General features: G+C 69.9%; 33 protein-coding genes. All 33 read left to right on the top strand.

Features of this window, described 5'->3' with window-relative positions; genetic code table 11:
• The first annotated feature begins 2 nt into the window (after positions 1 to 2).
• The 33 genes from Apa02nite_RS34215 (at position 3) to Apa02nite_RS34055 (ending at position 24532) form a co-directional block, all read left to right on the top strand.
• Positions 3 to 902 carry a hypothetical protein gene (locus tag Apa02nite_RS34215; RefSeq protein WP_203828756.1) on the top strand — a complete coding sequence of 300 codons (900 nt, stop codon included), beginning with the start codon at positions 3 to 5 and terminating at the stop codon, positions 900 to 902.
• Positions 899 to 1342 (top strand): hypothetical protein, encoded by a 444-nt coding sequence (locus tag Apa02nite_RS34210; protein WP_203828755.1) that lies wholly within the window; start codon positions 899 to 901, stop codon positions 1340 to 1342. The genes Apa02nite_RS34215 and Apa02nite_RS34210 overlap by 4 nt, the downstream gene beginning before the upstream one ends.
• A complete protein-coding gene (locus tag Apa02nite_RS34205; protein ID WP_203828754.1) occupies positions 1339 to 1803 on the top strand; it encodes a helix-turn-helix domain-containing protein in 465 nt (154 codons plus the stop codon). Before Apa02nite_RS34210 ends, Apa02nite_RS34205 begins: the two co-directional genes overlap by 4 nt.
• A complete protein-coding gene (locus Apa02nite_RS34200; protein ID WP_203828753.1) occupies positions 1800 to 2027 on the top strand; it encodes a helix-turn-helix domain-containing protein in 228 nt (75 codons plus the stop codon). Before Apa02nite_RS34205 ends, Apa02nite_RS34200 begins: the two co-directional genes overlap by 4 nt.
• On the top strand, positions 2024 to 2269 hold the full coding sequence (locus Apa02nite_RS34195) for a helix-turn-helix domain-containing protein (protein ID WP_203828752.1): 246 nt from the start codon (positions 2024 to 2026) through the stop codon (positions 2267 to 2269). Before Apa02nite_RS34200 ends, Apa02nite_RS34195 begins: the two co-directional genes overlap by 4 nt.
• Positions 2266 to 2553, top strand: a complete 288-nt coding sequence (locus tag Apa02nite_RS34190; protein ID WP_203828751.1) for a hypothetical protein — start codon at positions 2266 to 2268, stop codon at positions 2551 to 2553. Before Apa02nite_RS34195 ends, Apa02nite_RS34190 begins: the two co-directional genes overlap by 4 nt.
• A gap of 2 nt (positions 2554 to 2555) precedes the next feature.
• The gene (locus Apa02nite_RS34185; RefSeq protein WP_203828750.1) at positions 2556 to 3503 is read left to right on the top strand and encodes a hypothetical protein; all 948 of its coding nucleotides are present in this window, start codon (positions 2556 to 2558) and stop codon (positions 3501 to 3503) included.
• A 4-nt stretch (positions 3504 to 3507) separates the two neighbouring features.
• On the top strand, positions 3508 to 3711 hold the full coding sequence (locus Apa02nite_RS34180) for a hypothetical protein (protein ID WP_203828749.1): 204 nt from the start codon (positions 3508 to 3510) through the stop codon (positions 3709 to 3711).
• 5 nt (positions 3712 to 3716) lie between these two features.
• Positions 3717 to 4043: a DUF6221 family protein gene (locus tag Apa02nite_RS34175; protein WP_203828748.1), complete on the top strand. Its 327-nt coding sequence runs from the start codon at positions 3717 to 3719 to the stop codon at positions 4041 to 4043.
• A gap of 589 nt (positions 4044 to 4632) precedes the next feature.
• Positions 4633 to 5322: an HNH endonuclease gene (locus tag Apa02nite_RS34170; protein ID WP_203828747.1), complete on the top strand. Its 690-nt coding sequence runs from the start codon at positions 4633 to 4635 to the stop codon at positions 5320 to 5322.
• Positions 5323 to 5458: 136 nt separating this feature from the next.
• Entirely contained in the window at positions 5459 to 6037 is a 579-nt protein-coding gene (locus Apa02nite_RS34165) for a hypothetical protein (RefSeq protein ID WP_203828746.1), read from the top strand.
• On the top strand, positions 6024 to 7724 hold the full coding sequence (locus tag Apa02nite_RS34160) for a hypothetical protein (RefSeq protein WP_203828745.1): 1701 nt from the start codon (positions 6024 to 6026) through the stop codon (positions 7722 to 7724). The genes Apa02nite_RS34165 and Apa02nite_RS34160 overlap by 14 nt, the downstream gene beginning before the upstream one ends.
• Positions 7725 to 7737: 13 nt before the next feature.
• Positions 7738 to 9225, top strand: coding sequence for a phage portal protein (locus Apa02nite_RS34155; RefSeq protein ID WP_203828744.1), 1488 nt, complete (start codon positions 7738 to 7740; stop codon positions 9223 to 9225).
• Positions 9226 to 9228: 3 nt separating this feature from the next.
• Positions 9229 to 10206 (top strand): VG15 protein, encoded by a 978-nt coding sequence (locus Apa02nite_RS34150; RefSeq protein ID WP_203828743.1) that lies wholly within the window; start codon positions 9229 to 9231, stop codon positions 10204 to 10206.
• 37 nt (positions 10207 to 10243) lie between these two features.
• Positions 10244 to 10840: a hypothetical protein gene (locus tag Apa02nite_RS34145; RefSeq protein ID WP_203828742.1), complete on the top strand. Its 597-nt coding sequence runs from the start codon at positions 10244 to 10246 to the stop codon at positions 10838 to 10840.
• A gap of 51 nt (positions 10841 to 10891) precedes the next feature.
• A complete protein-coding gene (locus Apa02nite_RS34140; RefSeq protein WP_203828741.1) occupies positions 10892 to 12073 on the top strand; it encodes an SU10 major capsid protein in 1182 nt (393 codons plus the stop codon).
• A 14-nt stretch (positions 12074 to 12087) separates the two neighbouring features.
• Entirely contained in the window at positions 12088 to 12630 is a 543-nt protein-coding gene (locus Apa02nite_RS34135; RefSeq protein WP_203828740.1) for a hypothetical protein, read from the top strand.
• Between the two features lie 21 nt (positions 12631 to 12651).
• On the top strand, positions 12652 to 13230 hold the full coding sequence (locus Apa02nite_RS34130) for a hypothetical protein (RefSeq protein WP_203828739.1): 579 nt from the start codon (positions 12652 to 12654) through the stop codon (positions 13228 to 13230).
• Between the two features lie 10 nt (positions 13231 to 13240).
• Positions 13241 to 13555: a hypothetical protein gene (locus Apa02nite_RS34125; protein WP_203828738.1), complete on the top strand. Its 315-nt coding sequence runs from the start codon at positions 13241 to 13243 to the stop codon at positions 13553 to 13555.
• A gap of 25 nt (positions 13556 to 13580) precedes the next feature.
• Positions 13581 to 14846: a hypothetical protein gene (locus tag Apa02nite_RS34120; RefSeq protein ID WP_203828737.1), complete on the top strand. Its 1266-nt coding sequence runs from the start codon at positions 13581 to 13583 to the stop codon at positions 14844 to 14846.
• Positions 14847 to 14858: 12 nt separating this feature from the next.
• Entirely contained in the window at positions 14859 to 15023 is a 165-nt protein-coding gene (locus Apa02nite_RS34115; RefSeq protein WP_203828736.1) for a hypothetical protein, read from the top strand.
• Positions 15023 to 15451, top strand: coding sequence for a hypothetical protein (locus tag Apa02nite_RS34110; RefSeq protein ID WP_203828735.1), 429 nt, complete (start codon positions 15023 to 15025; stop codon positions 15449 to 15451). The genes Apa02nite_RS34115 and Apa02nite_RS34110 overlap by 1 nt, the downstream gene beginning before the upstream one ends.
• A gap of 2 nt (positions 15452 to 15453) precedes the next feature.
• A complete protein-coding gene (locus Apa02nite_RS34105) occupies positions 15454 to 15849 on the top strand; it encodes a DUF6093 family protein (RefSeq protein ID WP_203828734.1) in 396 nt (131 codons plus the stop codon).
• 10 nt (positions 15850 to 15859) lie between these two features.
• Positions 15860 to 16246 (top strand): hypothetical protein, encoded by a 387-nt coding sequence (locus tag Apa02nite_RS34100; protein ID WP_203828733.1) that lies wholly within the window; start codon positions 15860 to 15862, stop codon positions 16244 to 16246.
• Positions 16243 to 16632, top strand: a complete 390-nt coding sequence (locus Apa02nite_RS34095; protein ID WP_203828732.1) for a hypothetical protein — start codon at positions 16243 to 16245, stop codon at positions 16630 to 16632. The genes Apa02nite_RS34100 and Apa02nite_RS34095 overlap by 4 nt, the downstream gene beginning before the upstream one ends.
• Before the next feature lie 56 nt (positions 16633 to 16688).
• Positions 16689 to 17033 (top strand): hypothetical protein, encoded by a 345-nt coding sequence (locus tag Apa02nite_RS34090; RefSeq protein WP_203828731.1) that lies wholly within the window; start codon positions 16689 to 16691, stop codon positions 17031 to 17033.
• Positions 17033 to 17410, top strand: coding sequence for a hypothetical protein (locus Apa02nite_RS34085; protein ID WP_203828730.1), 378 nt, complete (start codon positions 17033 to 17035; stop codon positions 17408 to 17410). Before Apa02nite_RS34090 ends, Apa02nite_RS34085 begins: the two co-directional genes overlap by 1 nt.
• Positions 17403 to 17882 (top strand): phage tail tube protein, encoded by a 480-nt coding sequence (locus Apa02nite_RS34080; protein WP_203828729.1) that lies wholly within the window; start codon positions 17403 to 17405, stop codon positions 17880 to 17882. Before Apa02nite_RS34085 ends, Apa02nite_RS34080 begins: the two co-directional genes overlap by 8 nt.
• A gap of 130 nt (positions 17883 to 18012) precedes the next feature.
• Positions 18013 to 18564 (top strand): hypothetical protein, encoded by a 552-nt coding sequence (locus Apa02nite_RS34075; RefSeq protein WP_203828728.1) that lies wholly within the window; start codon positions 18013 to 18015, stop codon positions 18562 to 18564.
• Positions 18565 to 18743: 179 nt separating this feature from the next.
• Positions 18744 to 18920: a hypothetical protein gene (locus Apa02nite_RS34070; protein ID WP_203828727.1), complete on the top strand. Its 177-nt coding sequence runs from the start codon at positions 18744 to 18746 to the stop codon at positions 18918 to 18920.
• Between the two features lie 3 nt (positions 18921 to 18923).
• Positions 18924 to 22640: a phage tail tape measure protein gene (locus tag Apa02nite_RS52560; protein ID WP_203828726.1), complete on the top strand. Its 3717-nt coding sequence runs from the start codon at positions 18924 to 18926 to the stop codon at positions 22638 to 22640.
• Between the two features lie 9 nt (positions 22641 to 22649).
• On the top strand, positions 22650 to 23429 hold the full coding sequence (locus Apa02nite_RS34060) for a hypothetical protein (RefSeq protein WP_203828725.1): 780 nt from the start codon (positions 22650 to 22652) through the stop codon (positions 23427 to 23429).
• Positions 23429 to 24532 carry a DUF5047 domain-containing protein gene (locus Apa02nite_RS34055; RefSeq protein ID WP_203828724.1) on the top strand — a complete coding sequence of 368 codons (1104 nt, stop codon included), beginning with the start codon at positions 23429 to 23431 and terminating at the stop codon, positions 24530 to 24532. Before Apa02nite_RS34060 ends, Apa02nite_RS34055 begins: the two co-directional genes overlap by 1 nt.
• Position 24533: the final 1 nt, after the last annotated feature.

The following is a 24533-nucleotide window of genomic DNA, read 5'->3' as shown; positions in this document are numbered from 1 at the left end:
ACATGCCTCGCATCCGCTCCATCCGCCCCGAGTTCTGGAAGTCCGAGGCGATCGCATGCCACGACTTCTTCACCCGGCTCGCCTTCATCGGGCTGTGGAACTACGTCGACGACAACGGCGTGGGCATCGACAACTGGCGGCTGATCGCGGCCGAACTGTTCCCCCTCGAAGAGGACTTCGCGAAGGTCTCGCGAGACCTTCGCGAGAGTCTCGCGAGTCTCGCGGATGCCGGGCGCATCACTCGATACACCGTCGACGGGAAGCGCTATTTCGCCGTCACCAACTGGAGCGAGCACCAGAAGGTCGACCGGCCCGGCAAGGCGCGATACCCGGCTCCGGAGAGCGCGGGAGCTGCGCCCACACCGCCCGAGGGCAGGGAAAACGCCCCCCATCCCGTGCCCGCGAGTGGATCTCCCGATGAACCCTCGCGAGAGTCTCGCGAGACCCCATCGACTGGAGAAGGGGAGAAGGGGAGAAGGGGAGAAGGGGAGAAGTTCTGTTCTCCCGGTGTTCCCGTAACTAACGGACGCGCAGGCGTGATCGCGATGCAGGAGACGCCCGACGGCACCCCCGGCCCGGCCGAGCAACTCGTCACCGCGTGGATCAGCTCCTGCAACCGCCGACCGTCCCGGCACGTGATCAACGACGTCGGGCAACTCGTCGCCGAAATGCTCCAGGACGACGTGCCGGCCACCGACATCGAACGCGGCATCCAGCTCTGGCAGGCCCGCGGATCCAACCCGCGCACCCTGCCGAGCTTTGTCAACCAGGTGATGAACGCGCAGCCGTCCAACGTCGTCGCGATCGGCGGCCGCCTCCAGCAGCGACCGTCCACCACCGACCAGCGCGTCGGCACCGCACTCGAACTCGCCGCGAAGTACGCCGAGGAGGACCTCGCATGACCCGCTCCGAAATCGCCCTGCTGCTCGGCGCCGCCGCAGCCCGGGACCAGCGCACCATCGGTGACGCCGACGTCCTCGCATGGCACGAAGACCTGGGTGACCTCGACTTCAGCGACGCCCGCGCCGCCCTCGGCCGCCACTTCCGCGAGAGCACCGACCGGCTCATGCCGGCCCACATCCGCCGCCTGGTCCGGATCATCCGCGACGAGCGCCGGGCCAGCTCCGTCGTCACGGCACTGCCGCCCGGCAAGACCCAGGACGACCCCGACCGCGCCGAACGGATCGCCCGCAACAAGGCCCGGCTCTCGGCCGTCATGGCGCAGATCGCCGCCAAGCGGGCCGTGCCCAGCGCGCCCGCCGAAGAACCCACCGCATCCGACGAAATCCGCATGCGAGCCATCGCCCGCGCCCAGGCAGAGCGCACCCGGAGGGCCTCGTGAAGATCACCACCAGCCAGCAGGCCAGCCAGATCCTGCGCACCATGCGCACCGCTGCCGAGATCCCACGCGGCCACCTCGCCAAGCGGCTGTTCATCAGCTACAAGACCCTGCAGAAACGCGAGCTGGGCCAGTTCACGATCTCCGTCGAGACCCTGCACGCCACCGCCGCCGAGTTCGGAATGGAAGTCCACCTGCTGCCGCGCGGCACGGTCACCACCGGGCACCTGGCAGTCAACTCCCGACGCGACCTCGGCCAGCTGATCCGCGACCTGCGCCGGCGGGCCGGCCTCAGCCTCGGCGACCTGGCCGCCGCACTCGGCATCACCAAGAGCGGCCTCGGCAACCGCGAGACCAACGAGCGGGCCATGAGCGTCACCGCGCTGACCGAGACCCTCGACGCTCTGGGCTACGACCTGATCGCCGTGCCTCGGGCCGCCGTGGCCGAGCGGAGGGCCGCATGATCGTCATCCGAGATGCCGACGCCTTCGGCCCGGCCCTCGCCGGCCTGCGCGGGATGTTCGGGCTCACCCAACGCGGCCTGGTCGACGAGACCGATGGCGCGTTCAGCCAGAGCCAGATTGCCGACTGGGAGTCCAACCGGTTCCGCCCCGGCCTGCCGAGCTTGATCCGGATCGTCAACGCGCTGGGCTACGACCTGGCGCTGGTGCCCCGGAGGCGGTCATGACCGGCCAGGAGCCGAAGCGCGTCTACCGGCTGCGCGACTACGACCACGCCATCGCCGCCCTCAACGCCAACCGGGAGAGCCGCCAGATCAGCATCAGCAAGCTCGCCGCGACCGTGAAGGCCGGGCGGACCGAGGTGTCGCTGTGGCTGCTCGGCAAGCGGAAGCCCGCGGCCCAGCGGCTGTTCGACCTGGCCGGCGCGCTGGGCTACGACCTGGCGCTGATCCCGAAGGAGGACGCGTGAACCGGCCCACCGACTACATGGACTTCGACGAGGTGGTGGTCGGCCGCCTGGTCGCAGGACGGCACCCCGGCGAGCCGATCCGTGCTGCCGATGCGGGCGAAGCCACCAGGCGGCCGGCAAGGCAGGGCTACTCGGACGGCCAGATCGCGGTTCGGCTGGGCTTTCGGCGCCGGTCCGTCATTCGCATCCGGGCTCGCCTCGACATCCCGGCCGCCCTGACGCCGAACGACAACCAGATGACCCGAGCGCACGATGCGCCAGCTCGACCCCGCGCGAAGGGCTGATCATGATTCCCATCTGCGTGCGCTGCGACCGCCCCACCCCGGACGGCTATGCCTGTCATCCGTGCTCCCGGCTGGCCGCCGCCTGGCTCGCCGAGATCGCCGACATGACCCAGGCCGCCCGCGACGTCGCCCAGCGGCAGGCCCGGTACGGCACCGGGGGAGGGGCGAGCGGGAAGCCCGGCTCGTCGCTGCCGATCGACCTCGGGGCGACCGCGCGGCTCGACGCGGTGCAGAACCAGCTGTCGACGTGGGTCCGGATGATCGCTGAGGAGCGCGGCCCGGCCGCTGAGATCAACCCTGGCGCGTCAGGAGGCTCTACCGGGGGTACCGGACACCCCCAGGCCGACAGGGATGATCTCAGGGCGTCTGCGGAGTGGCTGGCGCGGCATTGCGAGTGGATGCGGCACCGGCCGGAGGTCGACGAGTTCCTGACCGATGTGGAGGCGTGCGCGCGGGTGATCCGGGGGATTGCTCGCGGGCCGGCTGCTCAGCGGTACCTCGGACCGTGCGGAGCCGACCGGAACGCCGAGTTCGCCGAGGGCCTGGCCGACATGCCCCGCTGCGAGGGCGACGTCTACGGGCCGCAGGGCGGGCAGCGCGGCACCTGCCGGACGTGCGGGGCGCAGGTGGACCAGGCCAAACGCAGGGCGTGGCTGGATGACCAGGTGCGCGACAAGGCGTTCCGGGCCGCCCACATTGCCGACGCGTACCGGATCAACGTCAACACCATCCGGAGCTGGGCGCTCGAGCGGCCCGAGAAGCGCGCGGAGAACGGCGTGGTGATCCAGCAGGCCCGCCCGGCAAAGCTGCAGGCGCACGACTACGACCTGCTCGGCAGGCCCCGATACCTGCTCGGTGACGTGTTCGACCTGGCCGCTGAGGCGGCGGCACGGCGGGCTGAGAACGAGGCGAAGCGCGCGGTCCGCGAGACTGCCGAGATGGGAGCATGACGAGATGACCGACCGTGAGGCTCTGGAACAGCTGCTCGCCCGATTCGGGCTGGAGCCGTATGCCGGCCAGGGACCTGTCGACGGGCCCCGTGAGACCGAGGTGGTGCTGGCCGCCCAGTACGGCGGCGTCCAGGGCTACAACGACTTCCACGTCCGGTTCGACTTCGACGGCGACGGCAAGTTTCGCGACGTTGCGATCTGGGAGTGAGCGACTTGGATGACCTGATCGCGTTCGTGCGCGCCCGGCTGGACGAGGACGAGCGCAAGATCGCGGCCATGGAGCGCGAGGAACGTCGGGTCCAGACCGCGCCGATTTTCCAAAGCCATCCGCCGAACTGGCTTGCGGGTGTGGACATCTTCGTGAGCTCCAAGCGGTGGCGGGCCGAGGTTGAGGCCAAGCGGCGGATCCTCCAACTCCATGATGCAACCGAGGACCCCACCATCTCGGCCGATGCCTGGGTGGTGATGGGGAAGGCGATCAAGATGCTCGCCCTGCCGTACGCCAGCCACCCGGACTACCGCGAGAAGTGGCGGCCGTAGCCCTGCTTGACGAGCTGCGTCAAGGGCTGCAATGATCCTTTGCCAACGGACTCAGTCCGCCTAGACCACGAAGGGCCCCTGCGAAAGCGGGGGCCTTCTTCGTATCCAGACCCGGTGCTGCGACCGGTCGGTGGGGGAACGCCGGGGCGTGGACGGGTGGCTCCTGCGCTGCGCCCCGGCACACCGCGGAGGTGGCCATGGCCAGGCAGCACGTGTGTGCTGAGCCAGGGTGCCCCGAGGTGCAGGCCGAGAGGCGCTGCCCCATCCACAGGCGCAGCACTGAGCGGGCACGAGGGACGCGGCAGCAGCGCGGGTACGACGCGGACCATGTTCGCCGACGTAATGCCGTGAAGCCGGCCGTCGAGCGAGGCGAGAAGAAGTGCGCCCGCTGCGGCCTGCCGATCTTGCCCGGTGACGAATGGGCGTTGGACCACGACGACGAGCGGACCGGATACCTCGGCCCCTCGCATTCGACCTGCAACAACAGCGCTGGCGGCAAGGCCGCGCACCAGTAGCTCAAGAACCAAGTAGCCCCGGACCTGCGCTAACAGGTGCCGGGGCTTTGCCATTCCTCCACAGAAGGAACGACATGCCGCAGCGTACCTGCGGGACTGCAGGCTGCCCGAATGCGCATCGCGCCAAGGGCCTCTGCTCGTCCTGCTACAACCGGAAGTACTTGCCGGCCGAGCGCCACCGTAAGAGCGCGGTGAAGTGCAGCCATTGCGGTGGAGAAACGCTCAAGCACGCGAGCAGCCGATACGCAGAGCGCTTCTGCTCGTATGCATGCCGAGACGCCCGGCGAATACGCGAAGCGGTTGAGCGCAGACTGCCCGTGCTGTTCGTGGGTCTGATCATCAGGCCGCAACCAAGCAGGCCGGAGCAGCCGCGATCCACCAAGCGCTGGGTTGCAGGCAACTGCCATCGCTGCGGCAAGGCGTACGTGGCCGAGGACTACACCGACACCGCACGCTTCTGCTCAACCACCTGCCAACGCAGGGTCAGCAAGCAGCGGTATCGAGCACGCAAGAAGCAGGCATACATCGCAGACGTAAGCCCGCGCAGGATTTACGAGCGGGACGGCTGGCGCTGTCAGCTATGCCGCAAGCCAGTGCGTCGTGACCTTGTCGCACCTGCGTCACTTGCTCCTGTGATCGACCACGTCGTGCCCCTTGCTCAAGGCGGTACCCATGAGCCGGCCAACGTGCAGTGCGCTCATTTCCTGTGCAACTCGGTCAAGAGCGACCGCATGGAACCTGTTGTGCAGCTGGCTTTGATGTGACGCAGGGTGACCACCCCACCCGAGGGACCCCCTGGAGCCCCAGGCCAGAGGACCGCCGGGGAGGGCTCTGACCCGCGCGGAGGGTTCAAAGCACCGAGAGTGACCTTCGGTCGTCACGCGATGTGACGACCAGCCGATGCCGCGCGATGCGGTTGAGGAGATCGAAATGCCACGAGGTGGAGCACGTAACCGGTCCGGCCCCGCGCCCGACCCGACATCTGGCCGCAGCGACCGCCGCGGCCTCCGGCTCGACGCCCTGCCGGCCGAGGGCTACGACGGCGACGTGCCGGAGTACCCGCTGCCGAAGGTGGCGGTCTACGACATCTACTTCGAGGACAAGCAGCGTCACAAGGTCCTCGACCTCGAAGCCACCGACGCCCGGTTCGAACGCGAGTTGGAGCTGTGGGCGGATTCCTGGCGCACTCCGCAGGCTGCGGCCTGGGCGCGAGAGTCGTGGCGCTGGCAGACGATCGCGATCTACGTCCGCACGATGGCCATCTGCGAGTCTGGCGACGCCACCGCGGCCGACAAGAACTCGCTCCACCGGTTCTCCGACCAGATCGGGATGACGCCGGCCGGCCTGAAGGAAAACGGCTGGAAGATCGCCGCCGACGAGGTGGCCGCCAAGCGCGCGGACGCTCCCGTCCCGGCGGTCGAGGACGATCCAGATGACCCACGAGGCCGCCTGACGGTGGTCCGCGATGCAGCAGGCTGACCGGTACGTCGTCGACTTCCCCACCCTCTGGGTGGTCCCGGCCTGGATCCAGCGGCACTGCATCATCCCGGACGGCTTCCGCAAGGGCCGCCCGTTCCGGCCGTACGACTGGCAGCTGTGGTGCCTGGCGAACCACTACCGGATCAAGCAGGATGCACAGCAGGAGCCGGACTTCCTGGCCGGCGACCCTGACGCGATTCCGATCCGGTCAGCGGCGTTCCACTACCGCCGCAGCCAGATCATCGCCCCACAGAAGACCGGCAAAGGGCCCATGTCGGCGGCCTGGGCCGCGGCTGAGGGTGTCGGGCCGGTGCTGTTCTACGACTGGGCCGGCGAGAACGATGCATACGTCTGCGAGGACAACGGCTGCGACTGCGGCTGGGTCTACCGCTACCGGCCGGGCGAGCCGATGGGCATGGCCTGGCCGACGCCCCTGATCCAGCTTCTCGCCACCGCCGAGGACCAGGTCGAGAACGTCTACGGGCCGCTGAAGGCGATGGCGCGCAACCCGCGCCTGCGTAACCGGATGCTGGTCCGTGAGGGCTTCATCCGGCTGCGGGACGAGGGCGGCGACCCCGAGCAGAACCGCATCGACGTGGTCACCTCGTCGGCGCTGGCCCGCCTGGGCAACCCGATCACGTTCGCGCTGCAGGACGAGACGCAGCTCTACACCGCGACCAACAAGCTCGTCTCGGTTGCTCGGACCCAGCGACGCGGCGCGGCCGCGATGGGTGGCCGCACCGCAGAGACGACCAACGCGTTCGATCCGGCGCAGAATTCGACCGCTCAGCAGTCGTTCGAGTCGATGAAGACGGACATCTTCAAGTTCTACGAGCCCCCGCCGGCCGATTTGAAGTACACGGTCCGGGCGGAGCGGCGCCGGATTCACGCGTTTAACTACAAGGGCTCGCCGCATGCCGACCTGTCCGGCATCAATGCCGAGGCGGAGGAGCTGCTCGAGCTCGACCCGGCTGAGGCAGAGCGGTTCTACGGCAACCGGGTGATCTACGGCGGCGGATCGTGGATGGACGGCACGAAGTGGGAAGCGCGGTCCTGGCAGAAGCTGTACCCGGGCGTTCCGCTGCGCGACGTCCCCGACGGCACCCCGATCGTGCTCGGCTTCGACGGTTCGGATATCGACGACTGGACCGTGCTTCGGGCTCAGACCGAGGACGGCTACCAGTTCACGCCGACGTTCGGCGACGACCACCGGCCGAGCATCTGGAATCCGGCCGAGCACAACGGCCAGGTGCCGCGCCTCGAGGTGGCCGCCGCTTTCGAGGAGATCTTCGAGCGGTTCACCGTGGTGCGGATGTACTACGACCCGCCGGACTGGAAGAGCGAAGGCCAGGCGCTTGAAGCTCAGCACGGCGACAAGGTCGTTCTTCGCTGGGAGACATACCGGATCACCCAGATGCACGCCGCCCTGGTGCGCCAGCACAGCGACGTCACCAAGGCTGATACCACGTTCACGCACGACGGCTGCCCGGTGACGTTCACGCACGTCAAGAACGCCCGCAAGCTGGTCCGCCCCGGCAAGAAGTACATCCTCGGCAAGCCCACTCAGCAGCAGAAAATCGACGCCGCCATGTCGTCGACGCTTGCCGACGAAGCCGCCGGCGATGTCACCGCGGCCAAGCTCTGGCCGAAACCCCGTGTCCGCCGAAAGATCATCGCGATGCGCTGAGAGGAGCCCCCTCGTGGCGCTGCCCGACGACTCCGACGTGCTGGCCTGGGTCGAATACCTGGCCCGGGTGCACGACGCCGACCGGCCTCAGTTGCAGCTGCGCAACGACCTGTACGAGGGCACGGCGCCGCTGCACTACCTGCACCCGGACGTGCTGCGCGAGGTCGAGGACCGCATCCAGACGGTCGCGCTGGGCTGGCCGTCGCTGGCGGTTGACCCCCTCGAGGAGCGCCTGGACATCCTCGGCTTCCGCTACCCGGAGGACGGCAAGCCGGACCCGGACGTGGACCCCGAGGACCTGGCGAGCGCGTCGGGCGACGAGAACCTGCAGCGGGTCTGGCAGGAGAACGACCTCGACGAAGAGTCGCAGATGGGCCACATCGACGCATTCGTGATGCGCCGGGCCTACGCGACGGTCGGCGTCCAGGACGACGGCGGCACGGACATGCCGCTGGTGACGGTCGAGTCGCCGCTGGAGATGTTCGCGCTGATCGACCCGCGCACCCGGCAGGTCCGGGCGGCACTGCGCCGCTGGACCGAGGAGTACGACCTACTGAAGGCCACCGCGCCGATGCAGTACGCCACCCTCTACCTGCCGAACTCGACCACCTGGTTCGACCGAGGCCCGCAGGGCTGGCGCGAAACGGGCCGCGACGAGCACATGGTCGGCCAGCCCCTGGTCGCCGCGCTCACCAACCGCGGCCGGCTCGCGGACCGGTACGGCAAGTCCGAGCTCACCCCGGCACTGCTGTCGCTGTCGCACGCGGCGAACAAGGTCGCCACCGACATGATGGTGGCCGCGGAGTTCCATGCGATCCCGCTGCGCGCCATCTTCGGCGCCGGCCCGGACGACTTCCAGGACCAGAACGGCACGCCGCTGAGCCCCACGCAGGTGCTGATGTCGCGGATCCTGGCGGTCCCGAACGGTCCGGCCGGCGAGGACCCGGTCCGGGCGCACGAGTTCACCTCGTCGTCGCTGACGAACTTCCACGACACGATCGCTCAGCTCGGCCGGCTCGCATCCGGCCTGGTCGGCGTTGATCCGTCGGTGATGGGCTTCACGGCTGGCGACAACCCGGCCAGCGCGGACGCGCTGCGTGCCCGCGAGGTCCGGCTGATCAAGCGGGCCGAGCGCAAGCAGCGGGCCTTCGGCGGTGGCTGGGAGCGCGCCATGCAGCTCGTCCGGCGCATCCAGGAGGGCGACTGGGACCCGCAGGCGCGCCGCCTGGAGACGATCTGGCGCGACGCGGCCACCCCGACCCGGGCGCAGGCCGCCGACGCCGCGGCCAAGCTGGTCGCGGCGAGCCTGATCCCGATTCAGCAGGGCCGCGAGGACCTCGGCTACACCCCGTCGCAGCAGCGCCGGATGGACGCCTGGGACCAGGTGAACGCCTCCCGCTCGGACCTCGGCATGCTCACCCAGGCCGCCGGGCGCGGACTGCCCGAGGAGATCCCGGGCGCACCGGGCGACCCGGGCACTGAACCGCCCGCCGCGGAGTAGGCGGTGGCGGTCGAACCGATCGCCGCCCAGCATGCTGAACGGCAGGTGGCCCTCGCGCGCCGGACCGCGACGGAGCTCGGCCGGCTGTGGCGCCTGATCGACCGCGGCAACATCGCGGCCAGCTGGGGCGCGTTGCTCCCGCAGGTGATGTCGGTGCTGTCCACCTCGCAGGCCACGGCCGCGGCATCCGCCGGTGTCTACGTCGACGACGTCCTCGAGGCGCAGGGCGTGACCGCCGCGGCGGCAGGCCGGATCAGGCCGGGCGCGTTCGCTGCGATCGCATCCGACGGCCGCCCGCTGGCCACGTTGCTGCTGGACCCGGCGATCAGCACACTGCAGCTGATCAAGCAGGGCGTTCCGGTGGCGCAAGCGGTCAAGTCCGGTGCGTTCCGGCTGGACCTGATCACCCGCACCCAGGTTGCGGACGCCGGCCGGACCGCGGTCGGTACGGCAATCGCCGCCCGCCCGCAGGTGACCGGCTACGTCCGGATGATCGTCGGCGCGACCTGCAGCCGCTGCATCATCCTGGCCGGCCGCCGGTACGAGTGGAACCGCGGCTTCAAACGCCATCCCCGCTGCGACTGCCGCCACGTGCCGGTCGCTGAGGACGTGCCGGACGACGTCAGCACCAGCCCGCGCGCCTACTTCGACTCACTGAGCCGGGTCGAGCAGGACAAGGCCTTCACCAAGGCCGGTGCCGAGGCAATCCGCGAGGGCGCCGACATGGTCCGGGTGGTCAACGCCCGCCGCGGCATGGAGACCGCCGGAACGACCATCACGCGAGTCCGCAGCGATGGCCTGGTCGTGAACGAGCGAATCCGACGACAGGCCACGACGCAGATCGGCGGACGTGATGTGTTCACAACCACCGAGGCGGCCGGCCGACGCCCGCGCCTGATGCCCGAAGCGATCTTCGCGGCCGCCGATGGCGACCGGAAGCTGGCGATCCGCCTGCTCAAACAGCACGGATACATCACCTGACCGCGGCGCGATGCCCGGTCCCGACGGAAGGGTCGCGATGACCCAGCCTGAACCCACATCCACCGAGCCGACCCCGGGCGATCCGGCACCGGCCCCGACCGCACCAGTCCCGGCACCATCCGGCGATCAGCCGCTCGGCCCGTCCGGGATCAAGGCACTGCAGACCGAGCGCAAGGCGCGCGAGGAGCTGGAGAAGCAGCTCGCCGCGCTGGCTCCGCTGCAGAAGCTCGCCGAAGCCCTCGGCACCGGCCAGCAGCAGCCCGGCGGGCCGTCCGAGGTGGAGCTGCTCCAGCAGCGGTTCGCCGACCTGGAGCGCACTGCCACCGAGGAGCGCTCGGCGCGCTGGCGACTCGAAGTTGCCGCCGTGAAGGGCCTCACGCCGCAGCAGGCCGCACGACTGCAGGGCTCGACCGTCGAGGAGCTGACCGCCGACGCGGACGCGCTCCTCACGCTGTTCCCCGCGGCCCCGGCCGGGCCCCGCACTCCGGTGCCCGACCCGTCGCAGGGCGCCCGTGGCGGCCAGCCCGGCCCGGACCTGCAAGCACAGATCGCCGAGGCCCAGGCCAAGGGCGACTACCGCACAGCCATCTCCCTGGAGCGCCAGAAGCTCCAGGCGATCCCACGACCCAGCTAGACCGTAGGGCCGGCGCGGGCCGCGCCCGAACCATGAAGGGAGCCAACCAGCATGGCTGGCATTTCCGCGCTCGGCACCACGTACAACCTGCCGAACTACACCGGCATGCTCTTCGGGCTGACGCCCGCCGACACGCCGTTCTTCTCGGCGATCGGCGGCCTGTCCGGCGGCAAGCAGACCACCGACGTCGAGTTCGAGTGGGGCACCTACGACCTGCGGTCCGCCGGGCAGAACGTGGCCCTCGAGGGCCAGGACGCGCCGACTCCGCAGGAGCGGGTCCGGGGCACCGCGAAGAACGTGCTGCAGATCCACCAGGAGGCCGTGGCGGTCTCGTACACCAAGCAGGCGGCGATCGCGCGCCTGGGCGGCCTGGCCAGCCAGGGTGCCAGCAACTCGGTGACCAACGAGCTGGACTGGCAGACCGAGATCATGCTCCAGCAGATGGTGCGTGACATCAACTGGTCGCTGATCAACGGCGTCTACCAGCTGCCGTCCGACAACACGACGGCCCGCAAGACCCGGGGCCTGCTCGCGGCGATCGCGTCGAACGTGACCAACTCGGCTGGCGCCGGTGCCTCCGGTGCTGCGGCCGCGGCGACCGACCTGATCACCTCGTCCGCGCACGGCCTGGTGAACGGCGACACGGTCCGGTTCAACGCGGTCGGTGCGGCGACGCCTCTGACCACGACGGACGTGTACTACGTGGTCGCTTCGTCGACGAACACCTTCTCGGTGGCGCTGACCAAGGGCGGCACCGCGGTGAACATCACCGTCGACGGCACCGTGAACTGGAACAAGGGCACCGCGCTCACCAAGGCGATGATCGACGCCACCGCGCAGCTCGCCTACGACAACGGCGGCCTGACCGGCGGCATGCCCACGATGATCGTCGGCTCGGCACAGAAGCTGCGGCTCACCGCGGCCTACTCCACGGCGGGCTACGTCACCAAGGAGCTGCAGGGCAACATCGGCGGCGTCACGGTCGACCAGATCATCACCGACTTCGGGCCGATGGGCATCATGCTCGACCGGGCGATGCCGCAGGACACGATCGCGATCGTGACCATGGGTCAGCTCGCCCCGGTCTTCCTCGAGGTGCCCGGCAAGGGCCACTTCTTCGAGGAGCCGCTGGCCAAGACCGGCGCGACCGACCGCAACCAGCTGTACGGCGAGGTCGGCCTGGCCTACGGCAACCAGATGACCCACGCCAAGATCACCGGCCTCGCGGCCTGAGGGGAATGACCAGCATGAGCAACGAGACGAAGAGCGACGAGCTGGTCGTGAAGGCCGGCTCGGTCACCGTCCTGCGTCTGGTCGGCGCCGGGAAGGCTTGGGTCGACGTGGCCCAGGGCGAGCCGGTCGGCGACCTCGACGACGAGACCCGCGAGCGCCTGCTGGCCTCCGGTGCGATCGGCAAGAGGGACGACGGCGCGTACGTGCCGGTCGCCCGCCCGGTTGCTGGTGAGGTCGAGCCGGACGAGATCCCGGCCGGGCTGCTGCCCGGCGGATCGGTCGAGGGCATTCTGGCCTGGGTCGGCGACGACCTGGCCCGCGCCCGGGTAGCCCGTGAGATGGAGGAGGCCAAGGGCCCGAAGGCCCGCGCCAACCTCCTGAAGGCGCTTGACGAGGTCAAGGTCTCGGTCGAGACCGAGCCGCCCGCCGTGCCCGAGTCCTACGACGGCACCGTCCAGCCGGCCCCGGCCGGCGGCGTCGTCACCCCGGTCGACGACTCGGCCGTGGACGGCAAGACCGCCAGCGAGGCTCCGGCCTCGAAGCGCACCCGCTCCTGATCGAGAGAGACGAGGTCCGTCGTGGCTGACCTTCTGGCAACCCCGGCGGATCTCGCCTCCCTGCTCCAGCGCGACGTTGATACGGCCAGCGCGACGCTCGCGCTGGAGGTCTCCACCGCGGTGATCCAGGCGGCCGCCGGACAGCGGATCGTCCAGGTCGCTGCCGACACGGCCACCGTCTTCGGCGGCACCGACCAGCTGCTGGCGCTGCCGGGCCGGCCGATCATCTCCGTGACCTCGGTGACCTACGGCGGCGTCCTGCTCTCGCAGGGCACCGCATCCGGGACCTGGCGGCTCGCTCCGGGCGGCATCTGGCGCGATGTCGGCTGGACCGAATGCTCCTGGGAACCGTCCCCGGTGCAAGTGGTCTACAGCTACGGATACGCGCCCGGAGCGCAGGAGCTGCAGCTCGGCCGCGGCGTCTGCCTCACCCTGGCGCGCGGCCTGTTCACCAGCCCGGACGGGGCGATCCGCGAGCAGATCGACGACTACTCGGTCGCCTACGCGGAGGCGGCGTCCGCCCTCGCGGCGAACCCCAGCCTGATCGCGCTGGTCCGCAAGCAGTACGGCCGCAAGGCCGGCATGGTCCGGATCGTCTGAGGAGCAGCACATGGCCGGCATCACCTTCACCGCCACCCAGCTCAACGCCCAGGCGGGCCTCCTGGTGCAGAGCCTGTGGACCAACCTCGAGGAGGTCCGCCGGTTCAAGCTCTGGCTGGACGACTCGACGCACACCAACGCGATCCTCACGGCGTCGCCGTACAGCGTGGCGGCCGGCGACCTGGATGCGATCCGTGCCGCGTTCGCGGACCTGGGCGGCACGACCGGGCTGTACGCGGTCGCGCACGGCAGCTACGTCCCGGGCGGCACCAACAACTTCTTCTTCAACGCGAAGAACTTGACCGGCCTGAACTACGCCGCCTGACGGCTGATCGGCTGGGGGTTGCCGCATGTCGATCGTCCAGCGCAACAGCGGCACCTTCAACGGCACGTCGTTCCTGGTCGCGCCGACGAGCGGCAACTTCGGCGTCGGAACCGTGCTGGTCGTCGCGGTCTTCGGCAACACGATCGTCAGCACGCCCGGTGGCTGGACGCAGCGTACGAACAGCGTCGTCAACATGGGCCTGTACAGCTACGACGCAGCGGGTGCCGGGCAGGCCTCGATCACCTTCACGAACTCCGCCGGGTCCGGCGAGTGGTTCGTCTGGGAGCTGTCGGCGGGCTCGACCTGGGTGACCGGCCAGGCGGCCCAGGCGGCCTCTGCGGTGACCTCGTACGCGACCCCGTCGATCACCCCGTCGGCAGGTGACCGGCACATCCTGGCGGTCGTCGGCGGTAACGGTGGTGGCCTCACCCGCACCGTCACCGCCCACTCGAACAGCTTCGTCGAATGGGCTGATCTCCAGGTCGCCACGCAGGACTGGACGTTCTCCGCGGCGTCGGATCGGGACGTCACTACGGCCGGCGGAACGGCGTACAGCACTACCGGCACGTTCAGCGGCGCCACCGACCCGTCGGGTGCCGGCGGCATCACGCTCGGCTACGTCAACGCGGCGGCCGGCGGAACCACGAACGGCACCGCGTCGGTCACCGGCGCCGGGTCCGTCACCGCGACCGCCCGGCAGAGCGCCGGGGCCACGGTCACCGGGGCGGGCACCGCCTCGGCGGTCGTCACCCTCCAGGGCACGGACACCGTTGTCGGCGCCGGAACGGTCACCGCCGTGGTCCGGCAGCAGGCCGGGTCCACCACCACCGGTGCCGGTTTGGTTTCCGCAGGCGCGACCATCAGCGCGACCGCCTCGGTCGCCGGTGTCGGCGTCGTCTCCGCCTCGTCGGCCGGCGCGACCTTCGGGACCGCGAGCGTCACGGGCGCGGGCACCGTCACTGCCGCAGCGGCGATCCGGAGCACTGCCTCGGTCGCCGGTACCGGAGCGACCAGCGCCGTTGTGGCGACCAGAACCACGGCCGGAATTGTCGGCGCCGGAACAACCACCGCGGCGGTCCGGCAGTCCGCCGGCTCGACCGTTGTCGGGGCTGGCCAGGTCGCCGCCTCGGTCGCGAGCGTCACCTACGGCACGGCCTCCGTCGTCGGCGCCGGGTTCGTCACCGCGGTCGCAGGCTCGCGCATCACCCCCCGCCCGAATGCCGGTGTCACCCCCCGGCCCGGATCAGGCATCACCGTCCGTCCGGATACGGGCATCACCATCCGTCCCTGAAAGGCAGCCCCCGTGAGCGTCGAACCGCAGAGCGCATCGGCCGAGCCGATCGGCTGGTACGTCACCGATCCCGACGGCAACGTCGTCGCGTCCGGCCCGGTCACCGAGGCCCATGCGGTGGCGTGGGTCGGCGAGATGCTGGCCGAGGCCGCCCGTAACGAAGGAGAGCAGGAGTAATGGCCGGTATCCCGCAGTCGATGGCGTCGAACATCCTCAACGCCACCACCCCGACCGGCACGTCCGGCGCGCCCGGCACGTTCACGGCGTTCGCCGGCAGCGCGATGAAGGTGCGCCTGAACTCGACGTCGAGCACCGCGTCGGCGCAGGGCACCCAGCTGACCGGCACCGGCTACACCGCCGGCGGCACGGCCGTCCCGGCGGCGTCGACCGCGTCCAGCTCGGGCAGCGCGGTGACCCTCCCTGCGACGTCCGCACTGTCCTGGACCAACGGTTCCGGTGGCACCTGGTCGATCCAGTCGTTCGACCTGACCGACTCCGCTGCGGCCCGCAGCTGGTACGGCGACTTCAACGGCGCCCCGATCAGCATTGCGAACGGCAACACGTTCACCCTGGCGGTCGGCGCCATCTCCATCGGCCTGAGCTGACCGTGTCCCGCGAGAGCGTGCTCGCCCGCGGCCGGGCCGCCGCTGAGGCCGGCATGGTCGACGCGTGCACGATCCGGCGCCGGTCCGGCGAGACCAACGACGCCAACGGCTACACCACCCCGACGTACCTGACGCTCTACACGGGGCCCTGCCGGGTCCAGCAACAGTCATCGGCGCAGGCCCAGCAGCAGGACCAGGGCGAGGACTACCTCCTGATGGGCCGCCTCGAGGTGCAGGTGCCGATGTCGGTCGTCGGGGTCCAGGCGGGCGACGAGGTCGTCATCACCGCTTCGGCCAACGACCCGGACCTGCCCGGCCGGGTGCTGCTCGTGCACGACCTGGCCCACAAGACTCACGCCACCGCCCGCCGGCTCGGCGTCGTCGAGCGCACTCACTGAGGAGGCGGCCGTGGGGATCACTGTCGACACCAGCCAGCTGAACCGCCTGGCCGCCACCCTCGACACGGCCGGCCAGGCCATCCCGGACAGCGTGGCGGAGGTCATCAAGCGGGGCGCGCTGAACATCAAGAAGGATGCCGCCCGCCGGGCCTCCGGTTTGGCTCACGCCCCGGCCTACCCGCGGTCGATCAGCTTTGACTTCGCGCGCGGGCTCTCCGGCCCGTCCGCCGAGATCGGCCCGGACAAGGGCCGTCGGCAAGGCGCGCTCGGCAACCTCATCGAGTACGGGTCGGTGAACAACGGCCCGCGTCCCCACCTGGGTCCCGCGCTGGATGCGGAAGCACCCAAGCTGCAGCGCTACCTCGAGGACGCCGTTCTGCGGGCGCTGGGCCTGTGATCAGCAAGCACACGGCGCCGATCCTGGCCGCGCTCGGCGGTCTGTCGGTGCCGTTCTCCGACGGCCGGCTGCCCAACGGCACGAACCCGCCGTACGTCGTCGGCTACATCTCCGTGACCACCCCGGAGGCGGTCTCCCTCGAGGAAGTCGCGGACCGGGTGACGTGCACCGTGATCACCCACTCGGTGGGGGCGAACGCGGACGCCGCCCGCATCGTCGCCGACCAGGTGGTGGCCGTGCTTCTCGGCCTGCGCCCGGTGGTGCCGAACCGGGACTGCGGCTGGGTGCGCCTGATCGACGACGAGCCGATGCGCCGGGACGAGGAGTCCCTGCAGCCGCGTCTGTCGCTGATCCACGTCTGGCAGTACACGTCCGTCCCGGCCTGAGGCCGGGCTGATCATCGTCCGCCGTCCGGCGGGCACGTCATTCATCAACTGAGGGGGTGCGCCGCATGGCGCTGCTCACTGCCGTGTCCGTCACCTCGACGGCCACGACCGTAGCCGGGGCCGCGATGTCGACTGCCGACACCATCGCGGCGGCCGACATCGGAGTCAACGGGGCCTTGATCAACGTGATCAACGGTGCCGGCGCTCCGGTCAACTTCACGATTCTCGACCCGGGTACGACGACCGTCGGCAACGCCGGCACCACCAGCGCCCAGGCCGTAACCAACGGCACCGACCGCTGGTTCCGGCTCAGCCCTGGCCACGTCAACCCGGCGACCGGCTTTGCCAACGTGACTCTGTCGTCGGCCACGTCGGTCACCTACAAGCTCATCCGCTGCTGATGGCTACGCAGACGTACTGGCTCGCCGACCCGGACGGCGTTCACGCCCCGGCCGACGGTGCGGCCACGCGCGACGAGATGGCTGCGGCCGGCTGGGTGCTGGTCGACGAGCTCCGGCCGAGCGACCAGGTGTGGACCTACAACGAGCAGGTGCGCGGCTGGTCGAAGTTCGGCCGGGACATCCTGCACGTCTGGGAGGCGCGCGGCTGGGTGCCGTCGGCCCCGCCGCTGGTGGAGGGCGACGTCGGCCCGGTCATTGACCTGCCCGTCCCGGGTGCCGAGCCCGCGGCAGTGCCGGTGCCGGATTCCAAGCCGGAGCCCAAGACCACCGAGGCGGCGTCGCCGTCGACGAGCAAGAAGGAGAACGACCGTGCCTGACATCATCGGCGACGGCAAAGAAGCCTGGTGGTGGGTACCGACCATCGCCAACATCAACGCCCCGACCGCCGCGGAGATCAACGCGGGTATCCGCATCTCGCAGTGGATGACCAAGGACGGTGCGACCGGGTTCGCGCCGGACACCGCGGACGCGCCGACCAGCTCGATCGAGTCGACGTTCGACACCAACGTCAACGGGCGCCGGTCGTTCTCCGGGCCGAAGCTGCGGCTCAAGAAGCAGTCCGGGACCGACACGGCGTACAACACGCTGACGCCGGACACCACCGGCAACCTGGTGCGCCGTAAGAGCCTCGCGGCGACCACCGCGGTCGCTTCGGCTCAGCCGGTGCAGGTCTTCCCCGTGATGTGTGGTGAGGCGGCCTTGATGGACGTCGAGGACAACATGCCGGAGCGTTACGACATCCCGGTGAAGATCACCGCGCAGCCGAGCCTCCGCGCTGCGGTCGCCTGACCTTCTTCCTAACTTCTTCCTCGACGAGGAAGAACCTTTGCCGCCTCCACGCCGGGGCGGTTTTTTCGTGCCCGGCCGGTCCCCCCGGAGCCGGCCGGGCGCTCCATCCGGGATCCGGGACTGGAGAGAGATGTCCGAGGACTACATGGCGAAGCTGGCCGGCGCGAAGGGTGCCCGCCGCTCCGTCCCGATCTGCCTGCGCGGCGATCTGCAGGCGCAGTTCGAGCACCTGCAGCGTGAGTTGGAGGACGCCGAGCGTGCGCAGCTCCACGGCAGCGGCATGGAGGAGGCGCCTGCCGCGGTCGAGCTGTCGCAGCAGATCCAGGAACTGCGCGAGCAGATGCGCGAGGCCACCTACGATTTCGTGGTCCAGGCGCTCCCCGCCCCGGACTTTCGGGCGCTGAAGGCCAAGTACCCGCCGCGCACTGACGACGCGGGCGACATCATCGACCAGGACCGGTTCCTCGATGCGAACGTCGATGACCTCCTGCTGCCGCTGTTCCGCGCCAGCCTGGTCGACCCGGTGCTCGATGACGCCGCCTGGGCGAAGACCGATGCGGCGCTGTCCGACGGGCAGTACCAGCAGCTGCTCTCTGCCGCTCTCGGCGTGAACAAGGGCGAGGTCAACATCCCTTTCTCGCCCGCCGCATTGCGGCGTCTGGCGAGTTCCGGCAGCGAGTAGAGGCCGCCGAACGGCTCGGCATCCCGCCGTCGCGGCTTGACGGCCGGGAGCCAACCGAGACGACCGTCTACGAGTACGACGAGCAGGGCCGCCTCGCCCGGTCGACCACGACCCGCGAGCCCGCCTGGACCGAGCAGGACCGCGCGGAGATCCTCGCGCTCGCGCTCTACCGGTCCTGGGTGTGCCCGAAGTGCGGCGGCCTCCTCGAGGACTGCACCTCCCACGAGGAGGGCGGCCCGGAGTTCATGGTCCAGCGCAAGCGGTGCCGCGCCCGCGACGACCTGATCGCCGAACAAGACGCCCTGAAGATCGACCGCCCTGACGCGGTGCTCTGGTCCGTCCGGAAGAAGGAGTGACCAGTGACCCGCTCCGTCAAGGTGATCATCGGTGCCGAGATCGCCGACCTGAAGGCGAAGCTCCGCGAGGGTGGCGCGGCGGTCCGCGGGTTCGCGGGCGAGCTGGACCGGGCGGCGAAGGGCAAGCATCTCGACACGATCATCGCGGGCGCGACCGGCGCCGGAGTTGCGATGGTTGGCCTGGCCGGGGTCGCCGTGAAGTTCGCGATGGACTTCGACAAGGCGATGTCGGCGGCAGCCGCGGCGACGAAGGCCAACGCGGTCGAGTTCGATCAGCTGCGCCAGGCCGCGCTGAAGGCGGGCAAGGACACTTCGTTCTCGGCTACCCAGGCGGCGCAGGGCATCACCGAGCTGGGTAAGGCCGGCGTCTCGACGAAGGCCATCCTCAACGGCGGGCTCAAGGGCGCGCTCGACCTGGCTGCGGCCGGGCAGATCAGCGTTGGCGAGGCCGCCGAGGTCGCAGCCTCGGCCATGACCCAGTTCAAGCTGTCCGGCGCCGCGATCCCGCACGTCGCCGACCTGCTCGCTGCCGGTGCGGGCAAGGCCCAGGGCAGCGTGCACGACATGGGTCAGGCCCTGAACCAGGCAGGTTTGGTTGCCGGGCAGTTCGGCCTGAACGTTGAGGACACCACCGGCGTCCTGGCCGAGTTCGCCAGCGCTGGCCTGATCGGCAGCGATGCCGGCACGAGCCTCAAGCAGATGCTGCTGATGCTGGCGAACCCGACGGATCAGACCAAAGACAAAATGGCCGAGCTGAACCTGAAGTTTTACGACGCCAAGGGTCAGTTTGTCGGCCTGGCGGGCGTCGCCCAGGAGCTGCAGTCCAAGCTGCGCGGCCTGACTCAGGAACAGCGCAACGCGGCGCTCGGCCAGATCTTCGGCAGCGACGCGATCCGGGCTGCCTCCATCCTCTACACCGACGGCGCGACCGGCGTGCAGAAGTGGCGCGACGCGGTCAACGAATCCGGGTTCGCGTCGGAGACCGCGGCGAAGCTGACCGACAACCTCGCGGGCGACCTCGAGCGGCTCAAGGGCTCGCTGGAGACCGTTGCGATTCAGGCCGGTGGCGGCGTGACGAATGGGCTGCGGACCCTGACCCAGGCGGCGGACGGCGCGGTCGACGCGTTCTCTGAGCTGCCGAGTTGGGTGCAGTCTTCGATCACCGTGCTGTCCGGCGTCGGCGGGGCGGGCCTGCTCGCCGCGGCCGGATTCCTGAAGGCACGCGGCGTGGCCGCGGATCTGATGAGCGAGCTGCGGGACATGGGCCCGCGCGGCACGGCGGCGGCCACCGGCTTGGGTAAGGTCGCGGGCATCGCCGGAAAGCTCGGTATCGCCGGCGCGGCCGCGGTCGGCCTGTACGAGGGCTTCAAGCTCTTCGGCGACTGGATTGACAGCTTCTCGGCGCCGGTTTCCCGCGACGTCGACAAGATGGGCCAGAGCCTGCGGGACTTCTCGCAATCGGGCCGGGTTGCCGGCGAGCTTGCGAAGACCTTCGGCGCCAACCTGTCCGGCCTGCAGCGGGACCTCCAGACCGTCACCGAGGGACAGGCACGCCTGTCGCAGATTTCTACCTTCCCGCAGTCGGTGTATGCCGGCCGTGGCGCGGGTGCCGCGCCGAACGCCGCGGAGAAGGCGAAGCTCGAGCAGGAGGTCGAGCAGGCCAAGACCAACATTGCTGCGCTCGATCAGACCTTGGCCAACATGGTCAACAGTGGGAACGCGACGGCGGCGAAGCTGGCCTTCGACCAGTTCGCGGCGGCGACCGGGCTTGGTCTGGATCGGCTGCCCGCGTATCAGCAGGCTGCGGCTGGTGCTGCTCAGGCGAATGCCGGGTTGGCGCAGGGGTTCGGTACGGCGTCGTCGAACGCGACGACGATGGCCGGGTCTTTGAATGCCGCTGTCCAGGCGGGTCAGAAGCTGACCGACGTCTGGAACCAGCTTAACGGCGCGGTGCTGTCCAGCGACCAGGCGAACCTTGCTGCCAAGCAGTCGATCAGCGCGGTCAAGGCGGCGTTCAAGGAAAACGGGAACGCGATCGAGGGGAATTCCCAGAAGGCGCTGAAGAACCGGATCGCGGTCGGCGAAGCGGCGAAGGCGGCAGCGGATGCAGCCCAGAAGAAGTACGAGGAGACCGGCTCGGTCGCCGCGGCGAGCGACGTCTACAACGGCTACATTGGCCAGCTCCGCAAGACGCTTGGCCAGTCGAAGCTGACCAAGGGTGAGGTCAACCGGCTGCTCTCGACGTACGCCCAGATGCCGGCTGCGGCGACCACGAAGGTCAGCGCACCCGGGGCGAAGGGCGCGACGGGTCAGGTCAACGCCCTGCAGTCTGCGATCAATTCGATCCCGTCTCGCAAGACGGTCGAGATCGCGATGCGGGTCACCGGCAACACCAACGCCTCGGCGGTCGCGGCCGGTCTGCGCAAGCAGTACAACGCCAAGGGCTCGGCGATGATCCCGATGGCGTCCGGCGGCGGCATCTACCCGGCGTCGAACCCGCCGCTGGTGCAGTTCGCGGAGCCGGAGACCGGCGGCGAGCTGTACCTGCCGAAGCGAGGGATCTCGCGGTCCCGGGCGCGTGGCCTGCTGGCGCAGGGTGCGGCGTGGCATGGGCTCGGCATCACCCCGATGGCCGCTGGCGGCCTGGTCAACGTCGCGCCGTCGACGAGCACCCCGACGGGGCCGACGCTGACGGGATCGCGGCTGGACTACCTGGAGTCGCTGATCGCGGCCCGCAACGCCGTGGCGGCCCTGACCGCGTCGCTGAAGGAAAACGGCAAGGCCTGGTCGACGGCATCGGCGAAGGGTCGGGAGAACCGGTCGGCGCTGATCTCCGGCGTCCGGGCAGCACAGCAGGCGGCCCAGGCGAAGTACCAGGAAACCGGCTCGGTCAGCGCCGCGAACAAGGTCTACAACGACTACATCAAGGCGCTGGACAAGTCTTTGAAGGCGATGGGTGTCAACGCCAAGCAGCGCAAAGCGTTGATCGCCACCTACTCGGAGAAGCCGAAGTACGACCTGCCCGACGCGGCGGTGAAAGCACCGACGAACTCGTCGGGACGCGTTCGATCGATCACCGACCAGGTCGCCGCCGAGCAGGCCCTGTCCAGCACGAAGAAGGCATTCGCCTGGACGAAGCCCAGCTTCAACACCAAGACCGAGACCGGCCAGGCCGAGCTGACCCAGCTTTTCTCGTTCCTCGGTGCTGCCGAGCAGGCTGCGCAGAGTCTGTACGCGGAGGGCGGCAACGCGAAGGCGTCGACCGCGCTCTACAACAGCTACATAGCCCAGCTGCGGACGGTCCTGTCCAAGTCCGGGATGACGAAAGCTGCGATCGACAACCTGCTCAAGTCCTACGGCCGGATCACCCTGACGAAGAACGCGGCCGGCGGGATCTACGAGCGGGCCTCTGGTGGCCTGCGCGAGGCGAAGATCGCGGCCGGCGGCCCGACCCAGTACGCGTGGGCCGAGCAGTCGACCGGCGGCGAGGCGTTCATCCCGAGACTGGGCGACCGGGCCCGGTCGCTATCGATCTGGCAGCACGTCGGGGAGAAGTGGCTCGGCCAGTCGCCCGGCAGCGGCAGTCGATCCGGACCGGTCACGGTCCTGGCCACCATCCCGATCACCCTCGGCACGGAGACGATCTCGCGACAGGTCCGCCTCGAGGTCGACACCGCCCTCGGCGAGGTCACCTCCGCCACCGTCTACCAGACCGCGTAGGAGGACCCCGTGGCCACCACGCTGACCGCGACCCCGGAGCCGAGCAACAACCCGCCCCGGATCCTGCTGCAGCTGACCTACACCGGGCAGACGTCGGCGACGATCATCCGGACTGACCCGGACGGCACGCAGACGCCGGTCCGGACCGCCGAGCCGATCGCCCTGGACGGCACCGGCTCGGCGGTCCTCTACGACTACGAGAGCTGGTTCGGGGCCGCCAGCACGTACATCGCGACGACCGCAGGCGGCAGCATCACCAGCTCCGCGGTCACCCTGTCCGCAACCGATATCTGGCTTCGGCACCCCGGTGTGCCGTCGCTGAGCATGAAGGTCGACTTCCAGGGCGAGGGAACGCCGACCCGGGCCGTGGTCCAGGCGTTCCTGCAGCCCCTGGGCCGAGCCACCCCGATCGTTGTGAGCGATGGGGTCCGCAAGACGAAGGCCGGCCAGATCACGCTCCGGACCAAGTCCGACGCCGAGCACACCGCGCTCCTGGCGCTGCTGGACGACGTCACGCAGCTACTGCTCGACATCCCGCCGGACAAGCTCTACGGCGTCACCCTGCGGCACAACTACCTGGCGATCGGCGATCTCACCGAGAACCGCCTGCGCCCGGACTACTACCCGCACCCGTGGCGGATCTGGACCGCCCCGTTCACCGCGGTCGGCCGGCCCGCCGGCGGCATCGTCGCCCAGCGCACCTACGCGACACTGCTGGCCGAGGCGGCCACCTACCAGGACGTGTTGACCCAGCGCGCCACGTATACCGCCGTGCTGACGGGGTCCTGATGTACCCGGTCAGCTCGACCTTCGGCCAGGCGCTGCGCGAGTCTCACACGGTCGCCGTCCGCGTAGATGCGTACCTGGGCGGCTCGCTGATCGCCTCGGACATGCCGATCTCCGGCGGGTCGGTCAGCGTGGCCGGCGGCACCGGCGTGCGGCGCACCCTGGATCTGACGATCGCCGACCGCGCGCTGTGGTCGACGCTCGACACGATCGGCGTGGAGCTCCGCCCGTACCGTGGCATCCGGTACCCGTCCGGCGACAAGGAGCTGGTGCCCCTCGGGGTCTTCTCCCTGGACTCGCAGTCGATCAGCGTCGGCCCGTCGGGCGGGATCAGCGTGAAGTCGGCGCCGGACCGGTGGGCCCGGGTGCAGCGCGCCCAGTTCGAACAGCCGACCGCGTCCGTGCCGACGGCGCAAATCCGGGCGGAGATCTCCCGGCTCGTCACCGGCGCGGTCTCCGGCATCACGGTGTCCACCACGGCCACATCGATATCGACCGTCGGGCCGATCGTCTGGGACCAGGACCGGGCCGCCGCAGCGGTCGACCTGGCGACCAGCATCGGCGCGGAGGTTTACTTTGACGTCGCCGGCAACCTGCGGATCGCCGACGCACCGCTGCTCGGCCAGACCCCGGTCTGGACCGTCGACGCATCACCGTCCGGGGTGCTGCTCTCCGGCGAACGGACCCGGGATCGGCAGCGGACCTACAACGTCGTCGTCGCCTATCCGAGCAGCCTGAGCGGCTCGGCGCCGTACGCACCGGTAATCGCTGCCGACACCGACCCGACCAGCCGGACGTATGTCGGAGGCCCGTTCGGCAGGGTTCCGTACCGCTACACCAGCCCGGCCATGACCAGCTCGGCACAGGCGCTCGTTGCCGCGAAGGCCCTGCTCAATCGAGTCAAGGCGATCAACGCACAGCTGAGCGTCGAGGCGATCGTGCACCCCGGCCTCGACCGTGGCGACGTGATCACCGTGCTCACGCCGGGCGGGACCACCGAGCTGCACCTGATCGACTCGCTGACCATCCCGCTGGACATCGGCGGGACTCAGCAGATCATCACCCGGTCCAGCCGGCCGGACGGCGACGTCCCGACAGGAGAGTGAC

The sequence above is a fragment of the Actinoplanes palleronii genome, from assembly GCF_016862315.1.
Lineage (GTDB): Bacteria > Actinomycetota > Actinomycetes > Mycobacteriales > Micromonosporaceae > Actinoplanes > Actinoplanes palleronii.
The sequence above is the reverse complement of the archived record's forward strand: the minus strand, read 5'-3'. Positions and strand labels throughout refer to the sequence as shown.